Origin of the sequence: Achromobacter sp. ES-001 (genome assembly GCF_019448355.1) — a bacterium.
Classification (GTDB): Bacteria; Pseudomonadota; Gammaproteobacteria; order Burkholderiales; family Burkholderiaceae_B; genus Achromobacter; species Achromobacter spanius_B.
The window spans coordinates 2,458,849-2,481,428 of sequence record NZ_CP079940.1 but is presented as its reverse complement, the minus strand read 5'-3'; the positions used below and the strand labels follow the sequence as shown (position 1 = coordinate 2,481,428).

Sequence of the window (22,580 nt, the reverse complement as noted above, 5' to 3'; positions counted from 1 at the left end):
TGGGGCGCTGGGGCTTTGGGGCTTTGGAGCTTTGGGGCTTTGGGGCTTTGGAGCTTTGGGGCTTTGGAGCTTGGGAGCTTTGGGGCTTTGGAGTTTTGGAGCTCTGGGGCCTTGCCTTGGCTTCGGCCCTGGACTTCAGCCGCCCGCGGCCATCTCCAGCATGGCGAACATTTTCAGGATCGCCACGGGCAGCAGGCGGCCCGACAGCTTGCGTTCCGAGCCCATGATGCCGGACAGCGGGCCGCGCACGACGGCGGCGGACGGCGAATGCGCCATCTGCCAGCAGGCCGCGCCCAGTTGGCCGGCCATCAATGACTGGCGCGCCAGCGTGTGGGCGCCGTCGACGGCGGGCAGCGCCTGCCACGCGTTGGCCATGTAGCGGAAGCCGGCCTTGGCTTCGTCCTGCAATACCAGCCAGCGTGCGACGGTGGCGGCGTCGGCCTGGGACGCGGGCAAGTTGGTCAGCCCGAACAGCTGTGCGGCAATTTCGCCACTGACCGTATCGATCAGTCGCGCGCAGACCAGGCGGATCGGCGCGGTTTCGGAGCGGCCCGGCAGGCTGATTTCGGTGCCCGAGGCCCACAGCGCCAGCGGCACGGTCTGGCCGCCCTGCTCGCGCGTCAAACCGGGCATGTCGCCGGGCTGGCCCACGGGCAGATAGCCCACGCTTTTGCCGACCGCGTTCAGATTGGTCGGGCATTCGTCCTGCACCACGCGCATGCCGCCCGGGCAGCGCGCCACCCACGAGGCGCCCTGCTCGCTCAACGACTGCCACAAGGCCGACGTGCCGGCCTCCAGCAGATGCACCATCGGCAGGCGCGGCAGCTGTTCGCCCAGCCAGCGCACGCGCGCTTGCAGCGCCGGGCCGGCATCCGCCAGACCCGCCGCGCCGGGCGCGAACGAGGTCAACATGCCGTGGGCCAACGCCAGCTGCTGCGCGGGCGCGGCCAGGGCCACGCCACGGTCGCTCATCAGCAGCGACCCCATCAACACACCACCCGGCAAACCTTCGCCCTTCATGCTGGTCTTGCCATGCATGGCCAGCAGATGGCGGTTGCAGGTGGCCGAAAATTCACGTCGCACCATGGCCAGCGGGTCGTCGCCCAACGCCGCCAGACTGGCGCCCGCGCCGTCGCCGACATACTCGCGCCACGACGCCCGGGCTTGTACGCAGGCCGGGTCGCTGTCCAGCATGGCAATCGTGTCGTCCAGATGTTGCGCGGCGGCGATCGACGCCGATCCGCCTTGCGGGCGCAGGATGGCCGAGGCCAGCAATTGGCGGCGGCGGGCAGGATCAACGGCGTCGGCCTCGCGCGCGGCCGGCACCAGCGACGCCAGGTCCGCCTCGCTGGGCGTGTACAGGGCGCGCGCGCGCTCGACCATGGCAAAGGCCCGGTCGATCAGCACGTCGGCGCGCGCCAGTTCCATATGTTCCGGCACCTTCTGCCCCACCGACATGTAATGGATGGGCAGGCGGTGGCGGATGGCCGTGTCCAGCGCCGCGCCCAGGCGGGTGGCTTCGTCCAGCTTGGTGATGATGCAGCCGGCCACGTCTTCGCCCACGCCGTTGCGGTAGGCGTGCGCCACTTCGTCCAGCGTGTCGCCCTGGCTGGCGGCGTTCAGCACCAGCAGGCGGCGCACGGGCTTGCCGGCGCTGGTCAACATCGCGGCCTGCTCGGCCACCAGGCGGTCGCGCTGGCTGATGCCGGTGGTGTCGATCAGCACGATCTTGCGGTTGCCCAGTTCGGCAAGAATGCGGCGCAGTTCGCCGGCGTCGCGCACGGAATGCGCGGGCACGCCCATCAGGCGGCCGTAGATCTGTAATTGTTCCAATGCGCCGATCCGGAACAGGTCGGTCGTCAACATCGCGACCTGGTCGCGGCCTTCGCGGGCTACGCAACGGGCGGCCAGCTTGGCCAGCGTGGTGGTCTTGCCGACGCCCGTCGGGCCGACCAGCGCGTACACGCCGCCGGCCAGAAATTCGTCTTCGGAGGCCACCACGGGCAGGTGGGTAACCAGTTCATTACGCGCCCACGCCTGCGCGGCGTCGGACGACAGCCCTTGCGGCAGGCGGTCCACCAGCGTGCGCACCAGCTTTGTGCTGAACCCGGCATCCAGCAGGCTGCGGAACAGCGCGGCGGCGGCGGCTTCACGAGTCGCGCCGGGGCGACCACCCCAAAGCAGTCCGTCCATCCGCGTTTCCAGCGCGCCGCGCAAGGCGCTGATGGCATCCTGCAAACCGGCCGTGGTGTCCGGAGGCAACGACGGCGGTGCCTGACGCAACGGCGCATCCGGCATGCGCGCCATGGACGGCGCGGGCGCGGACGCAGCGGCTGCGGTGACCGCGGCGCGCGCGGTGGTCGAAGACGCGGCGGGCGCGGCGGCCGGGGATGCGGCGGGCGCATAAGCAGCAGGTGCAGCGGCCGGGGATGCGGCGGGCGCATAAGCGGCGGGTGCGGTGGCCGGGGATGCAGCGGGCGCGTAAGCAGCGGGCGCGGCGGCCGGGGATGCGGCGGGCTCATATGCGGCGGGTGCGGCGGCCGAGGACGCGGCGGGCGCATAAGCGACGGGTGCATTGGCCGACGATGCAGCATGCGCGGGGGCCGACGATGCGGGCGAATACGCGGCGGGTATCGCGGCGGAAGTCGCAGCGAGCGGCGACGCGGCAGCCATCGGCGCGGCGTGCGTCGGCGCGCCTGGACGGGCGGGCGCCAAGGCCGGCAGCTCGACGCGGGTCGCGGCGCCTACCAGCGGAGTGACCGGCGTGGAAACCGGTTGCGAAGCAACAGGTTGCGCGGCCGACGATTGCGCAGTCGCAGGTTGCAGCGGCGTGGGATACGACGCCGCCAACGGCATCGCTGCCGCACTTGCCTCAGCGGGCGAGCCTTCTTCTTCCGGCTGGGCCGACGATGCAAATGCCGATTGATACGCGGCAATCGAACGCGACGGGGTCGTGTAGCCGGGTTGCGGCATGGCGGGCGGCGCCGCCGTGTAGGGGCGCGCTTCTTGCCGCTCGGGCGCGGCGCCATAAGCTGCGGGGGGCTGCGCGCCATAAGGTGCAGCGGGCTGCGCGCCATAAGCTGCGGGGGACTGCGCGCCATAAGGTGCAGCGGGCGGCGCGCCGTAAGGTGCAGTGGGCTGCGCGCCGTAGGGTGAGACCGCCGGCCCCTGCGGACGCGATTCCGAAGGCGCGGCAGCCGCGGCCCCGGACGCCCCGGCGTGCGACGACATATCGCGTTGCGGCGTGTCCGACGCAGAATCCTCGAACGCGCCGTCCAACGTGGCCAGCACTTCCACCCCGCCGTCCACGCTGCGGTTCGATACGATCAGCGCGTCCGGCCCCAGGGCCAGGCGCACCTGGCGCATCACGTCACGGCTGTTGGCACCTACAAAGCGGCTTATCTTCATTACCCATTACTCCCGCCGATCAGCGCGGTCACGCGGACCATGCGCTCATCCGGTATTTCCGTATTCGACAACACACCCAGCTGCGGCAAATGGTGGCGCAGGAAGCGCGACAACGGCGCGCGCAAGACTGGCGACACCAGCAGCACCGGCGCATTGCCCTGCGCTTCCTGGCGCTCGACCGCCGCCTGCGTTTCGCGCAGCAGCGTGTCGGCCAGGCCGGGCTCCAGGCCACCGCTGGTCGTCATTGCCTGCGACAGCACGCGTTCCAGCTTCACGTCCAGCCCAATGACCCGCAACTCGCCTTCGCCCGGGAACCACTGCTGCGTAATCGCGCGGCCGAGCGAGCGGCGCGTCAGCATGATCAATTCGTTGATGTCGGGTTGACCGCCCGTGGCCGCCGCCTGCGCCGCCAGGCGCGGGCCGTGCTCGGACAGCGTATCGATAATGGTGCGCATGTCGCGGATCGGCACTTCTTCCGACAGCAAGCCTTGCAGCACCTTCTGCAACGCCGTCAGCGACAGCGTCTTGGGCACCAGGTCTTCCACCAGCTTGGGCGCGTCGCGGCCGATGCGGTCCAGCAACTGCTGCACTTCCTGGCGGCCCAGCAGGTTCGAACCGTGGCGGTGCATCAGGTGATTCAAGTGCGTGGCCACCACCGTGCCCGCGTCCACCACCGTGTAACCGGCCACCTGCGCCTGATCGCGCAAGCCCCCGTCGATCCACAGCGCCGGCAAGCCGAACGCCGGATCGGTGGTGGGCGTGCCCTTGATCTGGATGGTGACGCCGCCCGGGTCGATGGCCAGCCACTGGCCCGGCATCGCCACGCCATGGCCCACTTCCACACCGGACAGCAAGATGCGGTAATCGTTGGGCTTCAGCTCCAGGTTGTCGCGAATGTGCACGACAGGCGGCAAGAAGCCCACGTCCTGCGCAAACTTCTTGCGCAGGCTGCGGATGCGATGCAGCAGCTCGCCGTTCTGCGCGTGGTCCACCAGCGGGATCAGGCGATAGCCCACTTCCAGCCCCAGTTGGTCCACCATGGAAACGTCGTCCCAACTGGCTTCGGCGGCTGCCGCCTGCGCCTGTGTGATCGCGGCCGGCGGCACCACTTCGGCGGCTTGCGCGGCCGCCAGGCGCCGCTTGTGCAAGGCCCAGCCACCGTAGCCCAGCGCGCCAGCCAGCGTCAGAAACGCCACGTGCGGCATGTTCGGGATCAGGCCCATGATGCCGATGATGCCGGCCGTCAGGAACAGCACGGCCGGGTTCGAGAACAGCTGGCTCATGATCTGCTGGCCAACGTCCTGGTCGGTCGACACGCGCGACACCACCACACCGGCCGCCGTCGAAATCACCAGCGCCGGAATCTGCGCGACCAGGCCGTCACCGATGGTCAACAGCGTGTAGACGCGGCCCGACTCGGCCATCGACATATCGTGCTGGGCCACGCCCACGATCAGGCCGCCGATCACGTTGATCACCATGATCAGCAGGCCCGCAATCGCGTCACCGCGCACGAACTTGCTGGCGCCGTCCATCGAGCCGAAGAAGTCGGATTCCTGGGACACTTCGGCGCGGCGCTTGCGCGCTTCGTCTTCGCCGATCAGGCCCGCGTTCAGGTCGGCGTCGATGGCCATCTGCTTGCCGGGCATCGCATCCAGGGTAAAGCGCGCGCCCACTTCGGCAATCCGGCCCGCACCCTTGGTGATAACGATGAAGTTGATGATGGTCAGGATCACGAACACGATGATCCCGACCGCAAAGTTGCCGCCCACCAGGAAGTGGCCAAACGCCTCGATCACCTTGCCCGCCGCGTCGGGGCCGGTGTGGCCGTGCAGCAGCACGACGCGGGTGGACGCCACGTTCAGCGACAGGCGCAGCAACGTTGCAAACAGCAGCACGGCCGGAAAGGCGGCAAAGTCCAGCGGCTTGCGCGTGAACATGGCCACCAGCAGGATCATTACCGACAGCGCAATGTTGAAGGTGAACAGCAGGTCGAGCAGGAACGTGGGCAGGGGCAGCACCATCATGCCCAGCACCATCACGATCAGGATCGGGCCTGCCAGAAGCCGCGCATGGCCGGCCCCGCTACTCTTCAACATGGTGAGCAAAGCGCTCATACCTTAGACTCCTTGTGCTGCGGTTTTTGCTTGCGGGTCCAGCTCGGCGGGCACGGCCAGGCGGGTCGGGGCCGTCGGTTGGACGCCCCATCCCGACCGCCACGAACGCAGCTGGAAGACCCACGCCAGCACTTCCGCCACCGCGGTATATAGCTCGGCCGGGATTTCCTTACCCAGGTCGACGTGTTGATGCAATGCGCGCGCCAACGGCGGCGCTTCCAATGTGGGAATGCGGTTTTCAGCAGCCAGTTCGCGGATCTTGGCCGCGATCAGGCCGGTGCCCTTGGCGATCACGCGCGGGGCGCCGCTTTTGTCCTCGTCGTACTTGAGCGCCACGGCGTAGTGGGTCGGGTTGGTCACGACCACATCCGCCTTGGGCACTTCCGACATCATCCGGCGCCGCGCGGCCTGGCGCTGCTGCTGCCGGATACGCGCCTTCACGTGCGGATCGCCTTCGCTTTCCTTGTGTTCCTGGCGCACATCCTCTTTGGACATGCGCAGCTTTTTCAAATGGCTCCAGATCTGCCATGGCACATCCAGCAGCACAATCACCAGCAGCGAGGACACGATCAACGCGCAGCAGATCGCCACCAGCGACAGCGCCTTGATCAGCGCGGCCGACGGGGCCACGTGCATCAGGCCCAGCATGTCGTCGTGGTAGCGCCAGATGACCCAGACGGCCACACCACCCACCAGCAACGCCTTGGCCAGCGCCTTGATCAGTTCCACCACCGTCTGCGACGAGAACATCCGCTTCAGGCCGGCGAACAGGCTCAGCTTCGAAAAATTGGCTTGCAGCGGCTTGCCGGAAATCACGATGCCGCCCAGCAACACGCTGGACAGCACGGCCACCACTGCCAGCACGCCGAATACGGGCAGCAAGGCGGTCAGGGCGTGGCCGAAGCCGATCACGGCCTGCTCCACCATCACGCCCGGGTCCGTCACGATGCGCTGGTCGAAGGCCAGGCCGTTGTGCAGCACGCCGCTCATGCCCTGGTACAGCGAACCGCCCAGCGCCCAGATCACCCCGACACCGGCGGCCAGCATCATGAACGTTCCCAGTTCGCGGGAACGCGCAATCTGCCCCTCCTCGCGCGCCTTTTCCAGGCGCCTGGGAGAGGCTGCTTCTGATTTCTCGAGGTCGCTTTCTTCAGCCATGCTCTGCGGTGTCGTTGCGGCTCGCGGATTTTCGGATTACGAGCCGCCCGCCGAGATTCTAGGATCGCCCGGGGTTGGGCGATAAGCCAAGAAGCGGGAAGAAAGCGGCGCTATTCGCCGTTGCGCCCGATGGCGGGCGCGCGGCCCCCGTCCAGCGCTGCCTGGAAGCGCACGTAGTCCAGCCCGATACGGACGGCGCCCCAGTGTTCCGACCCCAGATAAAGCGGAATGGAAATGTCGTTAACGATCTCGCCCGTATCCCGAGAATAGGTCTGGAACAGCATCGCGCCGGTATTGGCCGCCAGCCGCGCGCCCACCGGATCGTCAAAGATGCGCTTGTGCCGCGACCGCGCGATGTCCTGCTGCGGGTCGCCCGTGGGCGGATGCGAAAAGCGCCCGTTGTGGGCCGGCGCATAGCCGCGCGCATCCACCACCAGCGTGTAGATGCCGCCTGGCACGGCGTCCAGCACCTCGTCCAGCAACTGCGTCAGGGCGTCGTCGATGGCCCGGTCGTAACGCGTGTGGTAGCGCGGCGGCTCGCTGCCCGCGATGCGCTGGTAATGGCGGTCGAACACATCCACGCCCCGGCGCCGGGCGTCGTCCAGCAAGCGCGTGGCCGCATCGCGGAAACTCTCGACCGCCTCGCACAACTGGTCAAAGGCAGTGCGGCCGGTGCGCACGTCCGCCAGCACTTCCTGCACGCTTTCGGTCTGGCGGCGGATGCGGTCGATCTCGTCCGACATGCTGCCCACCCGGCCCAGCACATCGGCGCTCAAGGCGGCGATGCGGCTCACTTCGTGGCTCATGCCGTGGTTGGTGGCGTCGACGTCGCCGATGGCCTGCACAACTTCGTTCACTTGCAGGTTCATGCTGCCGAAATCGCGCACGAAGCGTTCGAAGTCGGTGCAGGTGCGGTCCAGCACCGCGCCGGACGCGTCCACATCTTCGCGCAGCGTGCCGGTTTGGCGCTGGGTGGTGTCGACCAGGTCCAGCATTTCAACCGTATGCCGGCCGATATCGTTGGTCGCGGCGTTCACGCGCTCGGCCAGCCGCCCCACTTCGCTGGCCACCACCGCAAAGCCCCGCCCCGCGTCCCCTGCCCTGGCCGCTTCCACGCCCGCATTCAAGGCCAGCAGCTGCGTTTGCAGGGCAATGTCCTCGATGAGCTTGCTGATGTCCGCGACCGAACGCGCGCGCAGGGTCAGCTGACCCACTACTTCGGTAAATGCGGCCATCTCGCGCGTCATGCGGTCGACCCGGGATTTGACGTCGGACAGCTCGGACAGCGCCGTTTCGGCCGCATGCAGGTTCTTGCCGGATACGTCGGCAATCTGGCGCGCATGTTCGGATGTGGATGCGGACAACGCGGCGATCTGCGCGCCGCTGTCCGCCAGCGCACCCGCCGCCCGCGCCTGCTCTTGCGCCAAGACCGAACAGCGCCCCGCCTGGTATTGCGTGCGGGCCGCGTTCAGCGCGATTTCAATGCTGGATTGCCTGACGGTGACCACGCGCCCGCGCATGCGCGACAGGAAACGATGCAGGGGAAATACCGCGGGACTTAAGGAAAAGGTGCGTTCCGACAGCGTGCCGTCGCCCCGGTTCAAGCGGCGTAACAGTGCCCACATGCCGCCGAGGCGGAATACGGATCTGGCCATGATGGACCTCCTTGTGCTGGCCCGGACCGCCTTCTGTGGGCGTCCGTTGCCTGGCGCGCGGCGCGCGCCTTGTCTCGTACTGCAAGGCCCCCCTGCTTATTCTTCTATGCACGCGCCGCCGGCGGCCAGGCCGGGCGGCGCGATGGGTCGATCAGAACCCCAGGCTGGCCAGCAGGTCGTCGACCTGGTCCTGGCTGGTCACCACATCGGTCTTGCCCTGCGGACTGATCTGCGGACCGTTCAACAGGCTGTTGGCCTCGTCGCGGCGTTCCTGCGGCACGTTGTCCAGCAGCACCTGCAACAGCTCGCGCTCAATCGCGCCGACCACGTCCATCATGCGCATGATGACCTGGCCCGTCAGGTCCTGGAAATCCTGCGCCATGATGATTTCCATCAGCTTGGACTGGGTCTGCTGCGTCTGCTTGGGCACATCCGCCAGGAAGGCGCGCGTGTCCTTGACCAGTTCACGCGCTTCGGGCATTTCCAGCGGCTGGTCGTACCATTGCTGCCAGCGGCTATCCAGCGCCTGCGCCGAACGCGACATGCCGTCCTGGATGGGGCCGGCCTGCTCGGTGGCGTTCAGCACGCGGTTGGCGGCCTGCTCGGTCATCTGCGCCACGTAGCGCAAACGATCGCGCGCATCGGGGATGGCGTTGGCGGCGTCTTTGATGGCCTGATCCAGCCCAAGCTCGCGCATGCTGTCGCGCAACATACGCGTCAACGAGGCGATCCGATGAATCAGGTCAGGATTTTCCCCAGCGGGTTCTACATGTTCCGTTGTGCTCATTGCACACCTCAGCCCGCAATTTTCTCGAAGATCTTGGTGAGCTTTTCTTCCAGCGTTGCCGCGGTGAAAGGCTTGACCACGTAACCGTTGGCGCCGGCCTGGGCCGCCGCGACGATGTTTTCCTTTTTGGCTTCAGCCGTCACCATCAGCACCGGCAACGAAGCCAGCGATGCGTCGGCGCGGATCTGCTTGAGCATTTCCAGGCCGTCCAGGTTGGGCATGTTCCAGTCGGACACGACGAATTGGAAGCCGCCGTTACGCAGCTTTTCCAGACCGATCGCGCCGTCTTCGGCCTCGTCGACGTTCTCGAAACCCAGCTCTTTGAGCAGGTTGCGGATGATTCGTCGCATGGTGGGGAAGTCATCCACCACCAGAATCTTGATGCCCTTGTCTACCATCTTTCACTCCAGAAGAAATTTGCTTGAGATCGATCGGGGTGCAGTCGCGTCACACGCGGTGCCCACGGTCGCCCAGGCGAGTCAGAATGCGTTCGCTAATCGCCGACAGCGTCACCACTTCGTCGGCTGCGCCAATGGCAATGGCCTCGCGCGGCATGCCGAACACCACGCAGCTGGCTTCGTCTTGCGCGATGGTGTGCGCGCCCGCGCGGTGCATGGCCAGCATGCCCGCCGCGCCGTCCTTGCCCATGCCGGTCAGGATGACGCCGATGGCGTTCTTGCCCGCGGCCACGGCAGCGGAATTGAACAACACGTCCACCGACGGGCGGTGGCGGTTGACCGGTTCGCTGGCTTCCAGTTCGATCACATAGTTGGCGCCGCTACGGCCCAGGCGCATGTGCGTGTCGCCGCCCGGCGCCAGATACACGTGGCCCGGCAGCACGCGGTCGCCATGGACGGCTTCGCGCACCGTGACGGCGCACAGCGCATCCAGCCGCTGCGCGAACGAGCGCGTGAAGCCGGCGGGCATGTGCTGCGTAATAAGAATGGCGGGGCTGTCCGGCGGCAAGGGTTGCAGCACTTCGCGGATGGCCTCGGTGCCGCCCGTGGAGGCGCCCACAATCACCAGCTTTTCCGAGCTGGCCAGCGGCCGGCGCAACATCGGCGCGGGCGCTGCCGGCGCGGCGTGCGGCGTGGGCGCGCGCAGCTTGGCGCGCGAGGCGGCACGGATCTTGTCGGCGATGATCTCGGTGTATTCCAGCAGGCCGTCGCGAATGCCCAGCTTGGGCTTGGTCACGAAGTCGATGGCGCCCAGTTCCAGCGCGCGCAGCGTGATTTCACCGCCGCGCTCGGTCAGCGACGACACCATCACCACCGGCATCGGCCGCAGGCGCATCAGCTTTTCCAGGAAATCCAGCCCGTCCATGCGAGGCATTTCCACGTCCAGCGTCAGCACGTCGGGGTTGTGGCGCTTGATCAGGTCGCGCGCCACCAACGGGTCGGGCGCGGTCGCAACCACTTCCATGTCCGGCTGGCTGTTGATGATTTCGGTCATCAGCCCGCGCACCAGCGCGGAGTCGTCTACACACAAAACGCTTATTTTTTTCATTGTTTGCTGCCTCGACCCGTTCAGGCCTTACTCGCACATTCGTAGACGGTCTGCCCGCGCAGACGAAAATCACGGCTGATGTAGGTGAAGTTCTCGGAGTGCCCCGCAAACAGCAGGCCGCCCGGCTTGAGCAGCGGCGCAAAGCGCTCCAGGATCTTCGCCTGTGTCGGCTTGTCGAAATAAATCATGACGTTGCGGCAGAAAATCACGTCGAACTTTTCGTTGATCGGCCAGCTGGGCGCCAACAGGTTCAACGTTTCGTACCGCACCATGTCGGCAATCTCGGGGCGCACGCGGACCTGGCCGGCGTTGGCGCCACGGCCCTTCAAAAAGAAGCGGCGCAGGCGCTCGTCTTCCATCTTGGCCACGCGTTCGGCCGGATACACGGCGGCGCGCGCGCGGTTCAGCACGTTGGTGTCGATGTCGGTGGCCAGCACCGTGGACGAGGCCGCGCGCGGGCCCAGGGCCTCGACCAGCGTCATCGCAATCGAATAAGGTTCTTCGCCCGTGGACGCCGCACAGCACCACACCGACACCGGGCCGCCGCGCTTTTGGGCGAAGTCGGCCAGAATGGGAAAGTGATGCGACTCGCGGAAAAACGCCGTCAGGTTGGTCGTCAGGGCATTGACGAATTCTTCCCACTCGTGGGCGTCGGGCTCGTTCTCCAGCTGGTCCAGATAGCTGCCGAAGTCGTGGCGGCCCAGCGCGCGCAAGCGTCGGGCCAGGCGGCTGTAGACCATTTCACGCTTGTGCGTGCCCAGCGAGATGCCCGCGCGCGCGTGAATCATCTTGCGGACGCGGGAAAAGTCCGCGTCACGGAAATCGAATTGGCGGTCCACCGAGATGGACGGCGCCTGGGTTGCCGCAGTTGCCACGCGATTCCTCAGTGCCCAAGCGCAAACGCGTCAGGCGCTTGCAAACGAGAGTCTTCATCGGACGGGCGCGCCGAAGACAGGCGATGCGCCGGTACTTCGATGACTTCGCCCGCATTGATCTTGAACACCGCCACGGCTTCCGCCAGGCGTTGGGCCTGCTCTTGCAGCGAGCCCGCCGCAGCGGCCGCTTCTTCTACCAGCGCCGCGTTCTGCTGCGTCACTTCGTCCATCTGCGATACCGCGCGGTTGACCTGGTCGATGCCGCTGGATTGTTCTTCCGACGCGGCCGAGATCTCGCCCATGATGTCCGTCACGCGCTTTACCGACGCGACGATTTCCTGCATGGTCGCGCCCGCGCGTTCCACCTGCTGCGAACCGGCGCCAACCTTGCTGACCGAGTCTTCGATCAGGCCCTTGATTTCCTTGGCGGCCTGCGCGCTGCGCTGGGCCAACGAGCGCACTTCGCCCGCCACCACTGCAAAGCCCTTGCCCTGCTCGCCCGCGCGCGCCGCTTCCACGGCGGCGTTCAGCGCCAGGATGTTGGTCTGGAAGGCGATGCCGTCGATCACGGAAACGATTTCGGAAATCTTGCGCGAGCTGGCCGAGATGTCGTGCATGGTGTTCACCACTTCCGACACCGCCGAACCGCCCCGCTCGGCAACGTCCGACGCACTGGCGGCAAGCTGATTGGCCTGGCGCGCGTTGTCGGCGTTTTGCTTCACCGTGGACGCCAGCTGCTCCATGGACGCGGCGGTTTCTTCCAGGGACGCCGCCTGCTGTTCGGTACGGCTGGACAGGTCGGTATTGCCGGCCGCGATTTCATGCGAGCCCACGTTGATTTCGTCCACGCCCCGACGCACGGTCGACACCGTGCGCGTCAGGCTTTCCTGCATGCGCTTCAAGGCGGCAAACAGCTGGCCGATTTCATTGGTGTTGCGCACGTCCACGCGCGCGGTCAGGTCGCCGCCCGCGATGCGGTCAAAGTGATGACCGGCCTCTTTCAGCGGCAGCAGCACGCGGCGGCGCAGGAAGATATAGGTGGCGAACACCAGCAGCGCGGCGATCACGCCACCCGCGGCCACGGCGATCAACACAAATTGGTAACGCACCTGCGCCACTTCGTGCGCGTCCAGCATCTTGCTGGCGCGCCAGAAATCAAAGCCTTCGACGGCGCGGGCAAAGCGCCCTTCCAGCGCGTCCTGCACCGTCTGCACCTGCTTCTGGTAGGCCGGCATGTCGGCCTTTTCCAGCGCGGCGACCAGCGGGGTCAAGCCCTGCTGCACCAGCGCGGCGTACGACGCTTCGATTTCTTTCAGCGATTCGGCGGCTTCCGCTGGTTGCGGCAGGCTCTTGTAATACTCGTATTCGGCCTGGCCCTTGTTCATGGACGCCTTGGCGCGTTCCAGCAAACCGGTGGCTTCCGCCGACAAACCCTGCGTCAGCAAGGTGGCCTGGCCCACGCTGCCCACGATGTCCGCATAATTTGCGGTCGCGGCGCGGCCCAGGCCGTTCATCGTGTCCTTGTAGCTGGATACGACGCGGCCCACCGCGTCGTCCAGTTCCTGCGACTGCTTGATCTGGGCAAGGGTGCCATTGCTGATGCGCAGGGACAACACGCCCAGCGCCGCCCCGATCACCAACATGAAGGAGAAGAACGCCAGCACCCACAACAGGCTGCTGCGTATCGTCATGTTCGCGAAAAACTTGCGCATCTCAAGAACCACCCTTTGACTGCAATCGTTAAAGGAAAGCGCCACATCGGATTGAATATGGCGCCTCTACCCCGCGTTCCGGCCGGATTCCGATCAGGAAGCGACCTTCTCCACCAGCGCCATTTCATCGCTGGTCATCATCTTTTCGATGTCAACCAGGATCAGCATGCGTTCGTCCACCGTGCCCAGACCGGTCAGGTATTCGGTGGACAAGGTGGCGCCGAATTCCGGTGCCGGACGAATCTGGCCGGCGTTCAACATCAGCACGTCGGACACGCCGTCAACCACGATGCCGACAACGCGGCGATCCAGGTTGAGGATGATGACGACGGTCTGCTCGTTGTAGTCGACGCGACCCAGGTTGAACTTGATGCGCAGGTCCACGATCGGGACGATGATGCCGCGCAGGTTCGTCACGCCCTTGATGAACGTGGGAACGTTGGCGATACGGGTCACCGTGTCGGCGTCGTAGCCGCGGATTTCCTGCACCTTCAGGATGTCGATGCCGTACTCTTCGTCGCCCAGCGTGAAGACGAGGAATTCGCTGCCGACATCTTCGTTGCGCGCGGATTGCGCTTGCGGTTTGGCTGCCATGATTTTTTATTGCTCCATCAATTCAGAATGGCTTCGGGCTGCGACCAACGCTCACGGTTGGCGCGCGCAAGCGCAAATACGTCGACAATCAGGGCCACGCTGCCATCACCCAGGATGGTGGCGGCCGAGATGCCAGGCACCTTGCGGTAGTTGGATTCCAGGTTCTTGACCACCACCTGGTGCTGGCCGATCAGGTGATCCACCAGCAGCGCAAAACGGCGGTCTTCGGCCTGCATGATGACCGCGATGGCTTGCGTGGGATCGGTCTGCGCCTGCGCAACCGAGAACACGCGGTGCATCTCGACCAGCGGCAGGTATTCGCCGCGCACATGCATCACGCGTTCGTTGCCCGCCACCGAGTAGATCTGGTCGTTGGTCGGTTGCAGCGATTCGGTAACGTGGTTCAGCGGCAGGATGAAGGTTTCTTCGCCCACCCGAACCGACATGCCGTCCAGAATGGCCAGCGTCAGCGGCAGCACGATGCGCGTGGTGGTGCCGTTGCCCGGCTCGCACGACAGCTGCACGTGGCCGCCCATGTCCTGGATGTTGCGGCGCACGACGTCCATGCCGACGCCGCGACCGGAAATATCCGTGACCTTTTCAGCCGTGGAGAAACCCGGCGCGAAGATCAGCTGCCAGATTTCATCGTCAGGCGAATTTTCGTTGACGGCCAAACCTTGCGCCATCGCCTTCTTCAGGATCTTTTCGCGGCTCAGGCCACCGCCGTCATCGCTGACTTCGATGACGATGTTGCCGCCGTTGTGTTGCGCGGACAGCACCAGCTGGCCAACCGGGTCCTTGCCGGCGGCGATACGCTTTTCGGGCGTTTCGATGCCATGGTCCAGGCTGTTGCGCACCAAGTGCGTCAGCGGGTCGATGATGCGTTCGATCAGGCTCTTGTCCAGCTCGGTCGCGCGGCCGTAGGTCTGCAATTCGATCTGCTTGCCCATCTTGCCGGCGATATCGCGCACCAGGCGCGGGAAGCGGCTGAACACGTAGTCCATCGGCATCATGCGGATCGACATCACCGCTTCCTGCAAGTCGCGGGCGTTGCGTTCCAGCTGTTCCATGCCGTTGAGCAGGCGGTCGTGAAGCACCGGGTCCAGCGTGGACGCGGTCTGCGCCAGCATGGCTTGCGTGATGACCAGCTCGCCCACCAGGTTGATGACCTGGTCGACTTTTTCAACGCCCACCCGAATCGACGTGGATTCCTTGTCGGCATGCGCGGGCGCAGCCGGACGCGAGGCGCGGGCGGCGGCTTGCGTGATGGCTTCGGCCGCGGCGGCGGTGTCGGCGACCGACGGCACGGGCTCGGCGGCGACGGGCGCCGGGGCGGCTGCCGGTGCCGCTGCCACGGGTTCAGCCACGGGCGTGGCGGCCTGGGCGGCGGGCGCGGCTTCGCGGGTGATGGACAACTGGTCGCCGTCAACGATGAAGCAGCACACCGCTTCGATATCGTCCGGCGTGCACGTGCTGTCCATCCACACGGTCAAGGCGCCGTTGGCACGTTCGCTGGCGCGCACGTTGCCCAGGTTGCCCATTTCTTCGAGCAGCGACGCGGCGTCCTTGTCGGACACCTTGGTGATCCTGACCTTGAGCGGCAAGTCGCCGGCGTCAGCCGCCGGCGTCTGTACGGGTTCGGGCGCGGGGGCCGGCGCAGCGGCGACAGGCGCGGGCGCAGGGGCCACGACGGGCGCGGGGGCCGCCGGCGCGGCCACGGCCGCAGCGGGGTCCTTATGCTCCAGCGCCAGCTGCCTCAATACGGCGCAGATACGCTCAAACACGGCTTCATCGGGCTCTTCGGAGGCCCGGTAGGCATCCAGTTGGCTTTTGAGCACGTCTTTCGTTTCCAAGAAGATATCAATCATGTCCGTGCGCAGCGCCATTTCGCCGCGACGGATTGCGTCAAGAAGGTTTTCAAGCAGGTGGGTGGTGCCCGCCAGCTGCGTAAAACAGCCGAATGTCGCCGCGCCGCCCTTGATCGAGTGCGCCGCGCGGAAGATGGCATTGAGCTGTTCAATGTCGGGAGACCCTACGTCGAGCTCCAGCAGCAGCTGCTCCATCTGCGCGAGCAGCTCATCCGCCTCGTCGAAAAAGGTCTCGTAAAACTGACTGAGGTCCAAACCAGAACTCATGACCCGTACGCCTTCATAAATGAACCTGCTTTACGCGCCGGCCTGCTCATCGAGCAGCTCGGTCGCCAATTCCACCAGCACATCGGGGTCGACCGGCTTGGACAGCCAGCCACAAACGCCCAGATCCCGAGCGGCCATCTTGCTACCCACATCGTCTTCGGTGGTCAGCACCAGCACCGGCACATCCAGGTACTGGTCCAGCTCACGCAGGCCTTGAATCAATTCAAGCCCACCCTTGACGGGCATATTCCAGTCGCTGACCACGAGGTCCACCGGATGGCTCTTGGCCACCTCCAGCGCTTCCTGACCGTTGCCGGCCGTCAACACTTTCCACCCCGCGCCCGTCAACGTCGCCTGGACGATCATCCGCATCGTCGCCGAGTCGTCCGCCACCAGAATCGTTGCCGCCATTGCTATCGAACCCCCTGAACCGGCGGCGCGTTCGCCGCTTCGCCTTGATTGGTTGCCGTCGCGGCCTGGGCGGCGGCTTGCACCGCCTCCACGGCCGTCCCCACCTCGCGAGCATCTTTGGCGCTTACGTCCGCGGCTGCGGCGTTCTCGTTTTCGATGCGCTTCTGGGTGTTCATATTGAGCACCACGAGGCTGATACGTCTATTAACGGCTGCATACGGATCATCTTTAACCAGACTCATGCTGGAAGACAGACCCTGGATGCGCATGACCTTGCTTTCGCTCATGCCGCCGGCCACCAATTCCTGACGCGAGGCATTGGCGCGGTCGGCCGACAATTCCCAGTTGCTATAGGCGCGCTCACCGCGTGCGTACTGCGAGGCGTCGGTGTGGCCCGAGATACTGACGCGGTTGGGCAGCTCGTTCAGCACCGGCCCCAATTCGCGCAGGATGTCGCGCATGTACGGCTGCACTTCGGCGCGGCCGGTGGCGAACATCGGGCGGTTCTGGTTGTCGATGATCTGGATGCGCAGGCCCTCGGTCGTCAGGTCGATCAGCAGCTGCGGCCTGAAGCTTTTCAGGACGGGGCTGGTCTCGATGACGTTTTCAAGGCGGCGCTTCAGGTTTTCCAGGCGGTGCTGTTCGCGCCGTTCGGCGTCGCCCATGGGCTGGGATTCGACCCGGTTGCCCTGCCCTTTGCGCACATCGCCCTCGCTGCGCAAGGGGTCGCGGCCGCCGCCGGGCACGGCGCTGGTCTCGGCCGAGCTGCTGGGCCCGCCCGTGATCGCCACGCGCAGCGGCATGCGGAAGTATTCCGCGATGCCCTTGAGCTCTTCGCGCGGCACGATGCTGATCAGCCACATCACCAGGAAGAACGCCATCATCGCCGTGATGAAGTCGGCGTAGGCGATTTTCCAGCTGCCGCCATGGTGCCCGCCGCCCTTGACCTTCTTGCGGCGGATCACCACACGGTGGTTGTTTACGGTGCTCATCGCCCGCTCCGTCAGGCCTTGCCGGTCGACTTGGTTTGCCGGACGTGCTCTTCCAGCTCACCAAAGGTCGGACGCACGGACGAGAACAGCACCTTGCGGCCAAATTCCACCGCCAGCTGCGGCGGGTAGCCGTTCATGCTGGCCAGCAGCGTGGTCTTGATGCATTCCAGCACTTTCATGGCCTCGTCATTGCGGCGCTCGACCCGCGAAGCCAGCGGCCCCACGAAACCGTACGCCAGCAAGATGCCCAGGAACGTGCCCACCATGGCCTTGGAGATCAGGTCGCCCAGGATGGCGGGCGGCTGGTCCACGGCGGCCAGCGCCTTGATCACGCCCAGCACCGCGGCCACGATACCGAAGGCCGGCAGGCCGTCAGCCATCTGTTGCAGCGCGTGCGCGGGCACTTCGCGTTCATGGCGATAGGTCTCGATTTCCTCGTCCATGAGCGTCTCGATTTCAAACGAGCTCATGTTGCCGCTGATCATGATGCGCAGGTAGTCCGTAATGAACTCCATGAGCTTCGCGTCTTTGGCAATGCGCGGATATTCGCTGAAGATCGGGCTGGAAGCCGGGTCCTCTATATGCGATTCGATGGCCATCAGGCCTTCACGGCGCGCTTTATTCAACAACACGTACAGCAGAGCCATCAGCTCCATGTACACGTCCTTGCTGTAGCGCGAGCTTTTAAGCGCGTCGGGCAGCGCCTTCTTGACCAGCATCAGCGATTTTTTGCTGTTGCCGGCAAGAAAAGCCCCAAAGGCCGCACCAAAAATCAGTGTCAGCTCGAAGGGCTGGTAAAGCGCGCCCAAATGGCCGCCCAGCGCTATAAAGCTGCCGACGACCGACACGATCACCACGAGAAAACCGATAACAATCAACACATCAGGCCCCTGCCAACGAAGTCTAAAACTGGCGTCAATGATCCCCTGTTCCCCCCGACCCAAAAAGGCGGGTTACGGGGAGTTTTCCAGGGCTTTTGATGTATTTGGACGCGCGCCTTGCGCGTCCGGGTCACGGACGGGCAGCGCCGAGCGCGGGCACCGGACGGGTGCCGGCACGGGCTTTGGCGGCCGCGCGCGTCTTGCCGGCGCGAGGAGGCGGGCGGCAGATCGCGCACACGAAATCCGAGTGCGGATCGTGGGCATGGGCGATGAAATGGCCGCCACATTGGCGGCAGGCGGACAGCTGGAGCATGCCGCTGTCAAAGAAGCGCACAAGCATCCAGGCACGGGTGAAGCTCAACACCGGTTCCGAGCTTTCGGCCGTGTCCAGGCCGGCGTTTTCCAGATAAAGGCGGTAGGCGTCGATGATGGCGCGAATGCCTTTGCTGCTGGTGCGCGCGTTCAAGAACGAATAAACGTTGTAGAACAGCGACGAGTGAATATTCGGCAGCCAGGTCATGAACCAGTCCACCGAGAACGGCAGCATGCCCTTGGGTGGCGAGCAGCCGCGGATTTCGCGGTACAAGCGTGCCAGGCGGTCGTGGCTGAGGCTGGTTTCAGCCTCCAGGACCTGAAGCCGCGCTCCCAGGGTAATCATGGAGCTGGCAAGCAGGATGTCGTCCGCTTCCTGAGATACGCTTTTGGAGGCCATTACACGAGTCCGAGTGGGTGTTGGAGCGGCCGTCAGGCCAGTTCTTCTACAGGTTGCTTGGCCAGCAAGATTGTTGCGTGAGCTTGTTGCAGCGCGCCGCCCAGAACATCATGGGTCAGGGCCGACAGCAGGCTGTAGTCATCAAAGCGGAAACGGCACAGCAGCGAGCTCGAGCTGGCCAGCTTGACCAGTTGCGCCGGCGACAGGCGCATCAGAATGTCAGCGACTTCGTTGCTGAATCCCAAACGAAACATGGATGCTGCAAAGTCATCACGCAACATACGTTGCGCAAGTAACAGGTATGACAGATTCACTTCGCGAATGTCTGCCAGCAAAGAATTTTCGACTTGTTGCACGCCCTACTCCCTATCCCAATCCCACCCACGGGGGCTCGATAACCAAAAGCACCGGTGTCTTAGTGACACCTGATTGCTGCTGCATCCTGTTTTAATGCGAAATGTATCATTTGTTCGCAATTTAAGTAAAATTTACCACAGGTGATGTCATTTTCTATGACTTATATGACAAATCTTTGTTGATATTGCGCAACCTGTGAGTTTCGATACACATTGACATAGAAACTCGTGACGAATTTACGTCAATTTGGCAAATAAGCATTCAAAACGTTGCGTACTTCCAGGAATGAAATGTTGTGCAGTGCCGACAATGTCACCTTGCCGATCACTAAATCCTGGTCGCTTTAGCGCAGCCGCGCGTTTGTCGACAATGTCGCAAATTGACAACGTCTGACGATGCGTCACGATGGACACCGCCTGACATTCCCGCAATGCCCCACGCAGATGACAGCTTGGTCGAATATGCCCCGCTAGTGCGGAAGCTGGCCCTGCAATTGCTCGCACGGCTACCCGCTAGTGTGGAGCTCGACGACCTGATACAGGCCGGCATGATCGGCCTGCTTGACGCCGTAAGGCGCTATCAGGAAACGGCAGACGCCCAATTCGAGACCTACGCCACGACCCGTATTCGTGGCGCGATGCTGGACGAGCTTCGCGGCCAGGACTGGCTGCCCCGCAGCGTCCGCACCAAGGCGCGCAAGATCGAGCAAGCTATCCAGCAGCTCGAGCAGCGCCTGATGCGCGCGCCTTCCGAAGCCGAGATCGCCGCCCAGCTTGAAATGCCGATCGGCGAATATCAATCGCTGCTGCACGACGCGCAAGGCGTGCAGATCGTGCATTACGAAGACTTCACCACCGAACCCGATTCCGCCTCCGGCCAATCCGACTGGACCGCCACGCTGAACCACGGCTCGGCCGGTGGAAATCCGCTGGATGCGTTACTGGCTGGTGATTTCCGTCAGGCGCTGGTGCAGGCGATTGATGCCCTGCCTGATCGGGAGAAGTTGTTGCTGTCGCTGTGTTACGAGCAGGGGCTGAACTTGAAAGAGATCGGCGCGATCATGAATGTGACCGAGGCACGGGTGTGCCAGTTACGGTCGCAGGCCACGGCGCGGATCCGGGCGAAGCTGAAAGAGATGGCCTGGCAGGACCTGCCGCTGGAAGGGCAGATCGCGCAGATTATTTGATGCCTATATAGGAAGAGGCTGCGATAGCGCGGCTGCTCCCAGCACAAGACAAGAACGGGCGCTCAGTGACGAACTGGCGCCCGTTCCCGTTCATCGAGACCTACAGCCAGCGCATGCCAAGCCACGTCGCATCCATCGTTCAACGGATACAACAATAAATTCGACTTTCGAGAAATAGGGCTAAAGATTGATTTGCGACTGCCGTAATCCTGACAACGGAGAAATTCGAAGACGCAAGAAAGCGAATTCTCCCGTTAACACGATGGGCGGCCCCGCTGCCCGGTTTGAAGAAGCCTTTCTCTCTTGGGAGCCTAAACATGGCTGCAGTTATCAATACCAACTACTTGTCGCTCGTTGCTCAGAACAACCTGAACAAGTCGCAATCTTCCCTGGGCACCGCCATCGAACGCCTGTCGTCGGGCCTGCGCATCAACAGCGCCAAGGACGACGCCGCCGGTATGGCCATTGCCAACCGCTTCACCGCGAACGTCAAGGGCCTGACCCAAGCCGCTCGTAACGCCAACGACGGTATCTCGCTGGCTCAGACGACGGAAGGCGCCGCCTCCGAAGTCAACACCCACCTGCAACGCGTTCGCGAACTGTCGGTGCAAGCTTCGAACGGCAGCTACTCGCAAGAACAGCTGAACTCGATGCAAGACGAAATCAACCAACGTCTGTCGGACATCGATCGCATCTCGCAACAAACCGACTTCAACGGCGTGAAGGTTCTGTCGGACTCGGCCAAGCCCCTGACGCTGCAAGTTGGCGCCAACGACGGCGAAACGATCACCCTGAACCTGTCGGAAATCAGCGTCAAGACGCTGGGTCTGGACGGCTTTAACGTCAACGGCTCGGGCGTGACCCAGAACCGTTCGGCTACGGTGTCGGATCTGCAAGCTGCTGGTGGTACCACCACGGCCGCCAACGAATGGAAGGTCACGACGGCGCACGAAGCCGTGACCGCCGAGCAAGCTTTCGGCAAGCTGGAAAACGGCAACAAGGTTACCGTCTTGAACGGTTCGGCCGCTGACGTTACCTACACCTACGACGCGGCGAACAAGAACTTCACGTTCACGAACTCGGCTGTGGGCACCGCTGCCGTCGGCACGCTGGCTACCTCACTGCAGCCGGCCACCGGCACCGTGAAGGGTACGTACAACAACGTCGGCTCCAACTCGACCTCGTTCGAAGTTGACGCTACGGGCAAGGTCACCATTGGTGGCCAAGACGCATACCTGGATTCGGCTGGCAACTTGACGACCAACAACGCCGGCTCGGGCACGTCCGCCGCCACGTTGGACGGCGTGATGAAGGCCGCTGCTGCTGTGTCGACCGCTGGCGACGCTAGCGTTTCGATCGGTGGCAAGACCTACACGAGCACCGCCACCGCCAACAACCTGGAATTCACCGACACGATCAGCAGCGATGCTCTGCTCGCCAACGTGAAGGCGAACGGTACGGCCAATGACGTTACCGTCACCCTGGGTCAAGGCATCACCACCGCCACGCTGCAGTTCACGTCCGGCAAATCTACCGACACGTACGTTGACGACAAGGGCACCTTCAACACGACCGCCAGCTACGACACCACCTACCTGGTTGACCCCAACACCGGCAAGGTGACGGTCAAGAGCGGCACTGGCACTGGCGACTACGAAGCCAAGGCTGGCGCTGAAGCCAAGGTCAACAGCTCGGGCAATCTGACGACTGAAGACACCAGCAAGGGCACCAAGACCACCGACCCGATGAAGACGTTGGACGCCGCATTCACGAAGCTGGACAAGCTGACCGGCGAACTGGGCGCGGTGCAGAACCGCCTGGAGTCGACGATCTCGAACCTGAACAACGTGGTCAACAACCTGTCCAACGCTCGTTCGCGTATTCAAGACGCCGACTACGCCACGGAAGTGTCGAACATGTCCAAGGCTCAGATCCTGCAACAGGCTGGTACCTCGGTTCTGGCGCAAGCCAACCAAGTGCCGCAAACCGTTCTGTCGCTGCTGCGTTAATTCTCAGCAAAGGCTTCGGTCGCCTGGGGAAGCTTCGGTTTCCCTTGGCAGGCTGCTAGGAACGGCCCTTCGCGCCAGACCCGGC

General features: G+C 64.3%; 18 protein-coding genes. 2 read left to right on the top strand and 16 right to left on the bottom strand.

Annotated elements, in window-relative coordinates; genetic code table 11:
• Positions 1 to 135: 135 nt before the first annotated feature.
• The 16 genes from flhF to flhD form a co-directional block, all read right to left on the bottom strand.
• Positions 136 to 3,408, bottom strand: coding sequence for a flagellar biosynthesis protein FlhF (flhF, locus tag KYT87_RS11205; RefSeq protein ID WP_219992252.1), 3,273 nt, complete (start codon positions 3,406 to 3,408; stop codon positions 136 to 138).
• A complete protein-coding gene (flhA, locus tag KYT87_RS11200; RefSeq protein WP_120154990.1) occupies positions 3,408 to 5,525 on the bottom strand; it encodes a flagellar biosynthesis protein FlhA in 2,118 nt (705 codons plus the stop codon). The genes flhF and flhA overlap by 1 nt, the downstream gene beginning before the upstream one ends.
• A gap of 3 nt (positions 5,526 to 5,528) precedes the next feature.
• Complete coding sequence (gene flhB / locus KYT87_RS11195) at positions 5,529 to 6,683, bottom strand: flagellar biosynthesis protein FlhB (RefSeq protein WP_046806442.1); 1,155 nt, start codon at positions 6,681 to 6,683, stop codon at positions 5,529 to 5,531.
• 110 nt (positions 6,684 to 6,793) lie between these two features.
• The gene (locus KYT87_RS11190; protein WP_370638759.1) at positions 6,794 to 8,338 is read right to left on the bottom strand and encodes a methyl-accepting chemotaxis protein; all 1,545 of its coding nucleotides are present in this window, start codon (positions 8,336 to 8,338) and stop codon (positions 6,794 to 6,796) included.
• A 151-nt stretch (positions 8,339 to 8,489) separates the two neighbouring features.
• Positions 8,490 to 9,125, bottom strand: coding sequence for a protein phosphatase CheZ (gene cheZ / locus KYT87_RS11185; RefSeq protein ID WP_006219034.1), 636 nt, complete (start codon positions 9,123 to 9,125; stop codon positions 8,490 to 8,492).
• Between the two features lie 8 nt (positions 9,126 to 9,133).
• Positions 9,134 to 9,523 (bottom strand): chemotaxis response regulator CheY, encoded by a 390-nt coding sequence (gene cheY, locus KYT87_RS11180; protein ID WP_006219033.1) that lies wholly within the window; start codon positions 9,521 to 9,523, stop codon positions 9,134 to 9,136.
• A gap of 49 nt (positions 9,524 to 9,572) precedes the next feature.
• Positions 9,573 to 10,631, bottom strand: a complete 1,059-nt coding sequence (locus tag KYT87_RS11175) for a chemotaxis response regulator protein-glutamate methylesterase (protein WP_046806441.1) — start codon at positions 10,629 to 10,631, stop codon at positions 9,573 to 9,575.
• 20 nt (positions 10,632 to 10,651) lie between these two features.
• On the bottom strand, positions 10,652 to 11,506 hold the full coding sequence (locus KYT87_RS11170) for a CheR family methyltransferase (protein WP_046806440.1): 855 nt from the start codon (positions 11,504 to 11,506) through the stop codon (positions 10,652 to 10,654).
• A gap of 8 nt (positions 11,507 to 11,514) precedes the next feature.
• The gene (locus KYT87_RS11165) at positions 11,515 to 13,218 is read right to left on the bottom strand and encodes a methyl-accepting chemotaxis protein (protein WP_219992251.1); all 1,704 of its coding nucleotides are present in this window, start codon (positions 13,216 to 13,218) and stop codon (positions 11,515 to 11,517) included.
• A gap of 93 nt (positions 13,219 to 13,311) precedes the next feature.
• Positions 13,312 to 13,812 (bottom strand): chemotaxis protein CheW, encoded by a 501-nt coding sequence (cheW, locus tag KYT87_RS11160; protein ID WP_006219029.1) that lies wholly within the window; start codon positions 13,810 to 13,812, stop codon positions 13,312 to 13,314.
• A gap of 17 nt (positions 13,813 to 13,829) precedes the next feature.
• Positions 13,830 to 15,947 carry a chemotaxis protein CheA gene (gene cheA / locus KYT87_RS11155; RefSeq protein ID WP_120154983.1) on the bottom strand — a complete coding sequence of 706 codons (2,118 nt, stop codon included), beginning with the start codon at positions 15,945 to 15,947 and terminating at the stop codon, positions 13,830 to 13,832.
• Between the two features lie 30 nt (positions 15,948 to 15,977).
• Positions 15,978 to 16,358 (bottom strand): response regulator, encoded by a 381-nt coding sequence (locus tag KYT87_RS11150; RefSeq protein WP_046806437.1) that lies wholly within the window; start codon positions 16,356 to 16,358, stop codon positions 15,978 to 15,980.
• A 2-nt stretch (positions 16,359 to 16,360) separates the two neighbouring features.
• Positions 16,361 to 17,350, bottom strand: a complete 990-nt coding sequence (gene motB, locus KYT87_RS11145; protein ID WP_046806436.1) for a flagellar motor protein MotB — start codon at positions 17,348 to 17,350, stop codon at positions 16,361 to 16,363.
• 11 nt (positions 17,351 to 17,361) lie between these two features.
• Complete coding sequence (gene motA / locus KYT87_RS11140; protein ID WP_046806435.1) at positions 17,362 to 18,231, bottom strand: flagellar motor stator protein MotA; 870 nt, start codon at positions 18,229 to 18,231, stop codon at positions 17,362 to 17,364.
• Positions 18,232 to 18,361: 130 nt separating this feature from the next.
• Entirely contained in the window at positions 18,362 to 18,943 is a 582-nt protein-coding gene (gene flhC, locus KYT87_RS11135; protein WP_046806434.1) for a flagellar transcriptional regulator FlhC, read from the bottom strand.
• Positions 18,944 to 18,975: 32 nt separating this feature from the next.
• Positions 18,976 to 19,299, bottom strand: coding sequence for a flagellar transcriptional regulator FlhD (gene flhD, locus KYT87_RS11130; protein WP_046806433.1), 324 nt, complete (start codon positions 19,297 to 19,299; stop codon positions 18,976 to 18,978).
• A gap of 431 nt (positions 19,300 to 19,730) precedes the next feature.
• On the opposite strand from flhD, the gene KYT87_RS11125 reads away from it, so the two are divergent.
• Both KYT87_RS11125 and KYT87_RS11120 read left to right on the top strand, forming a co-directional pair.
• The gene (locus tag KYT87_RS11125) at positions 19,731 to 20,486 is read left to right on the top strand and encodes an RNA polymerase sigma factor FliA (protein WP_046806432.1); all 756 of its coding nucleotides are present in this window, start codon (positions 19,731 to 19,733) and stop codon (positions 20,484 to 20,486) included.
• A gap of 317 nt (positions 20,487 to 20,803) precedes the next feature.
• On the top strand, positions 20,804 to 22,495 hold the full coding sequence (locus KYT87_RS11120) for a flagellin (RefSeq protein ID WP_219992250.1): 1,692 nt from the start codon (positions 20,804 to 20,806) through the stop codon (positions 22,493 to 22,495).
• The last annotated feature ends 85 nt before the right edge of the window (positions 22,496 to 22,580 follow it).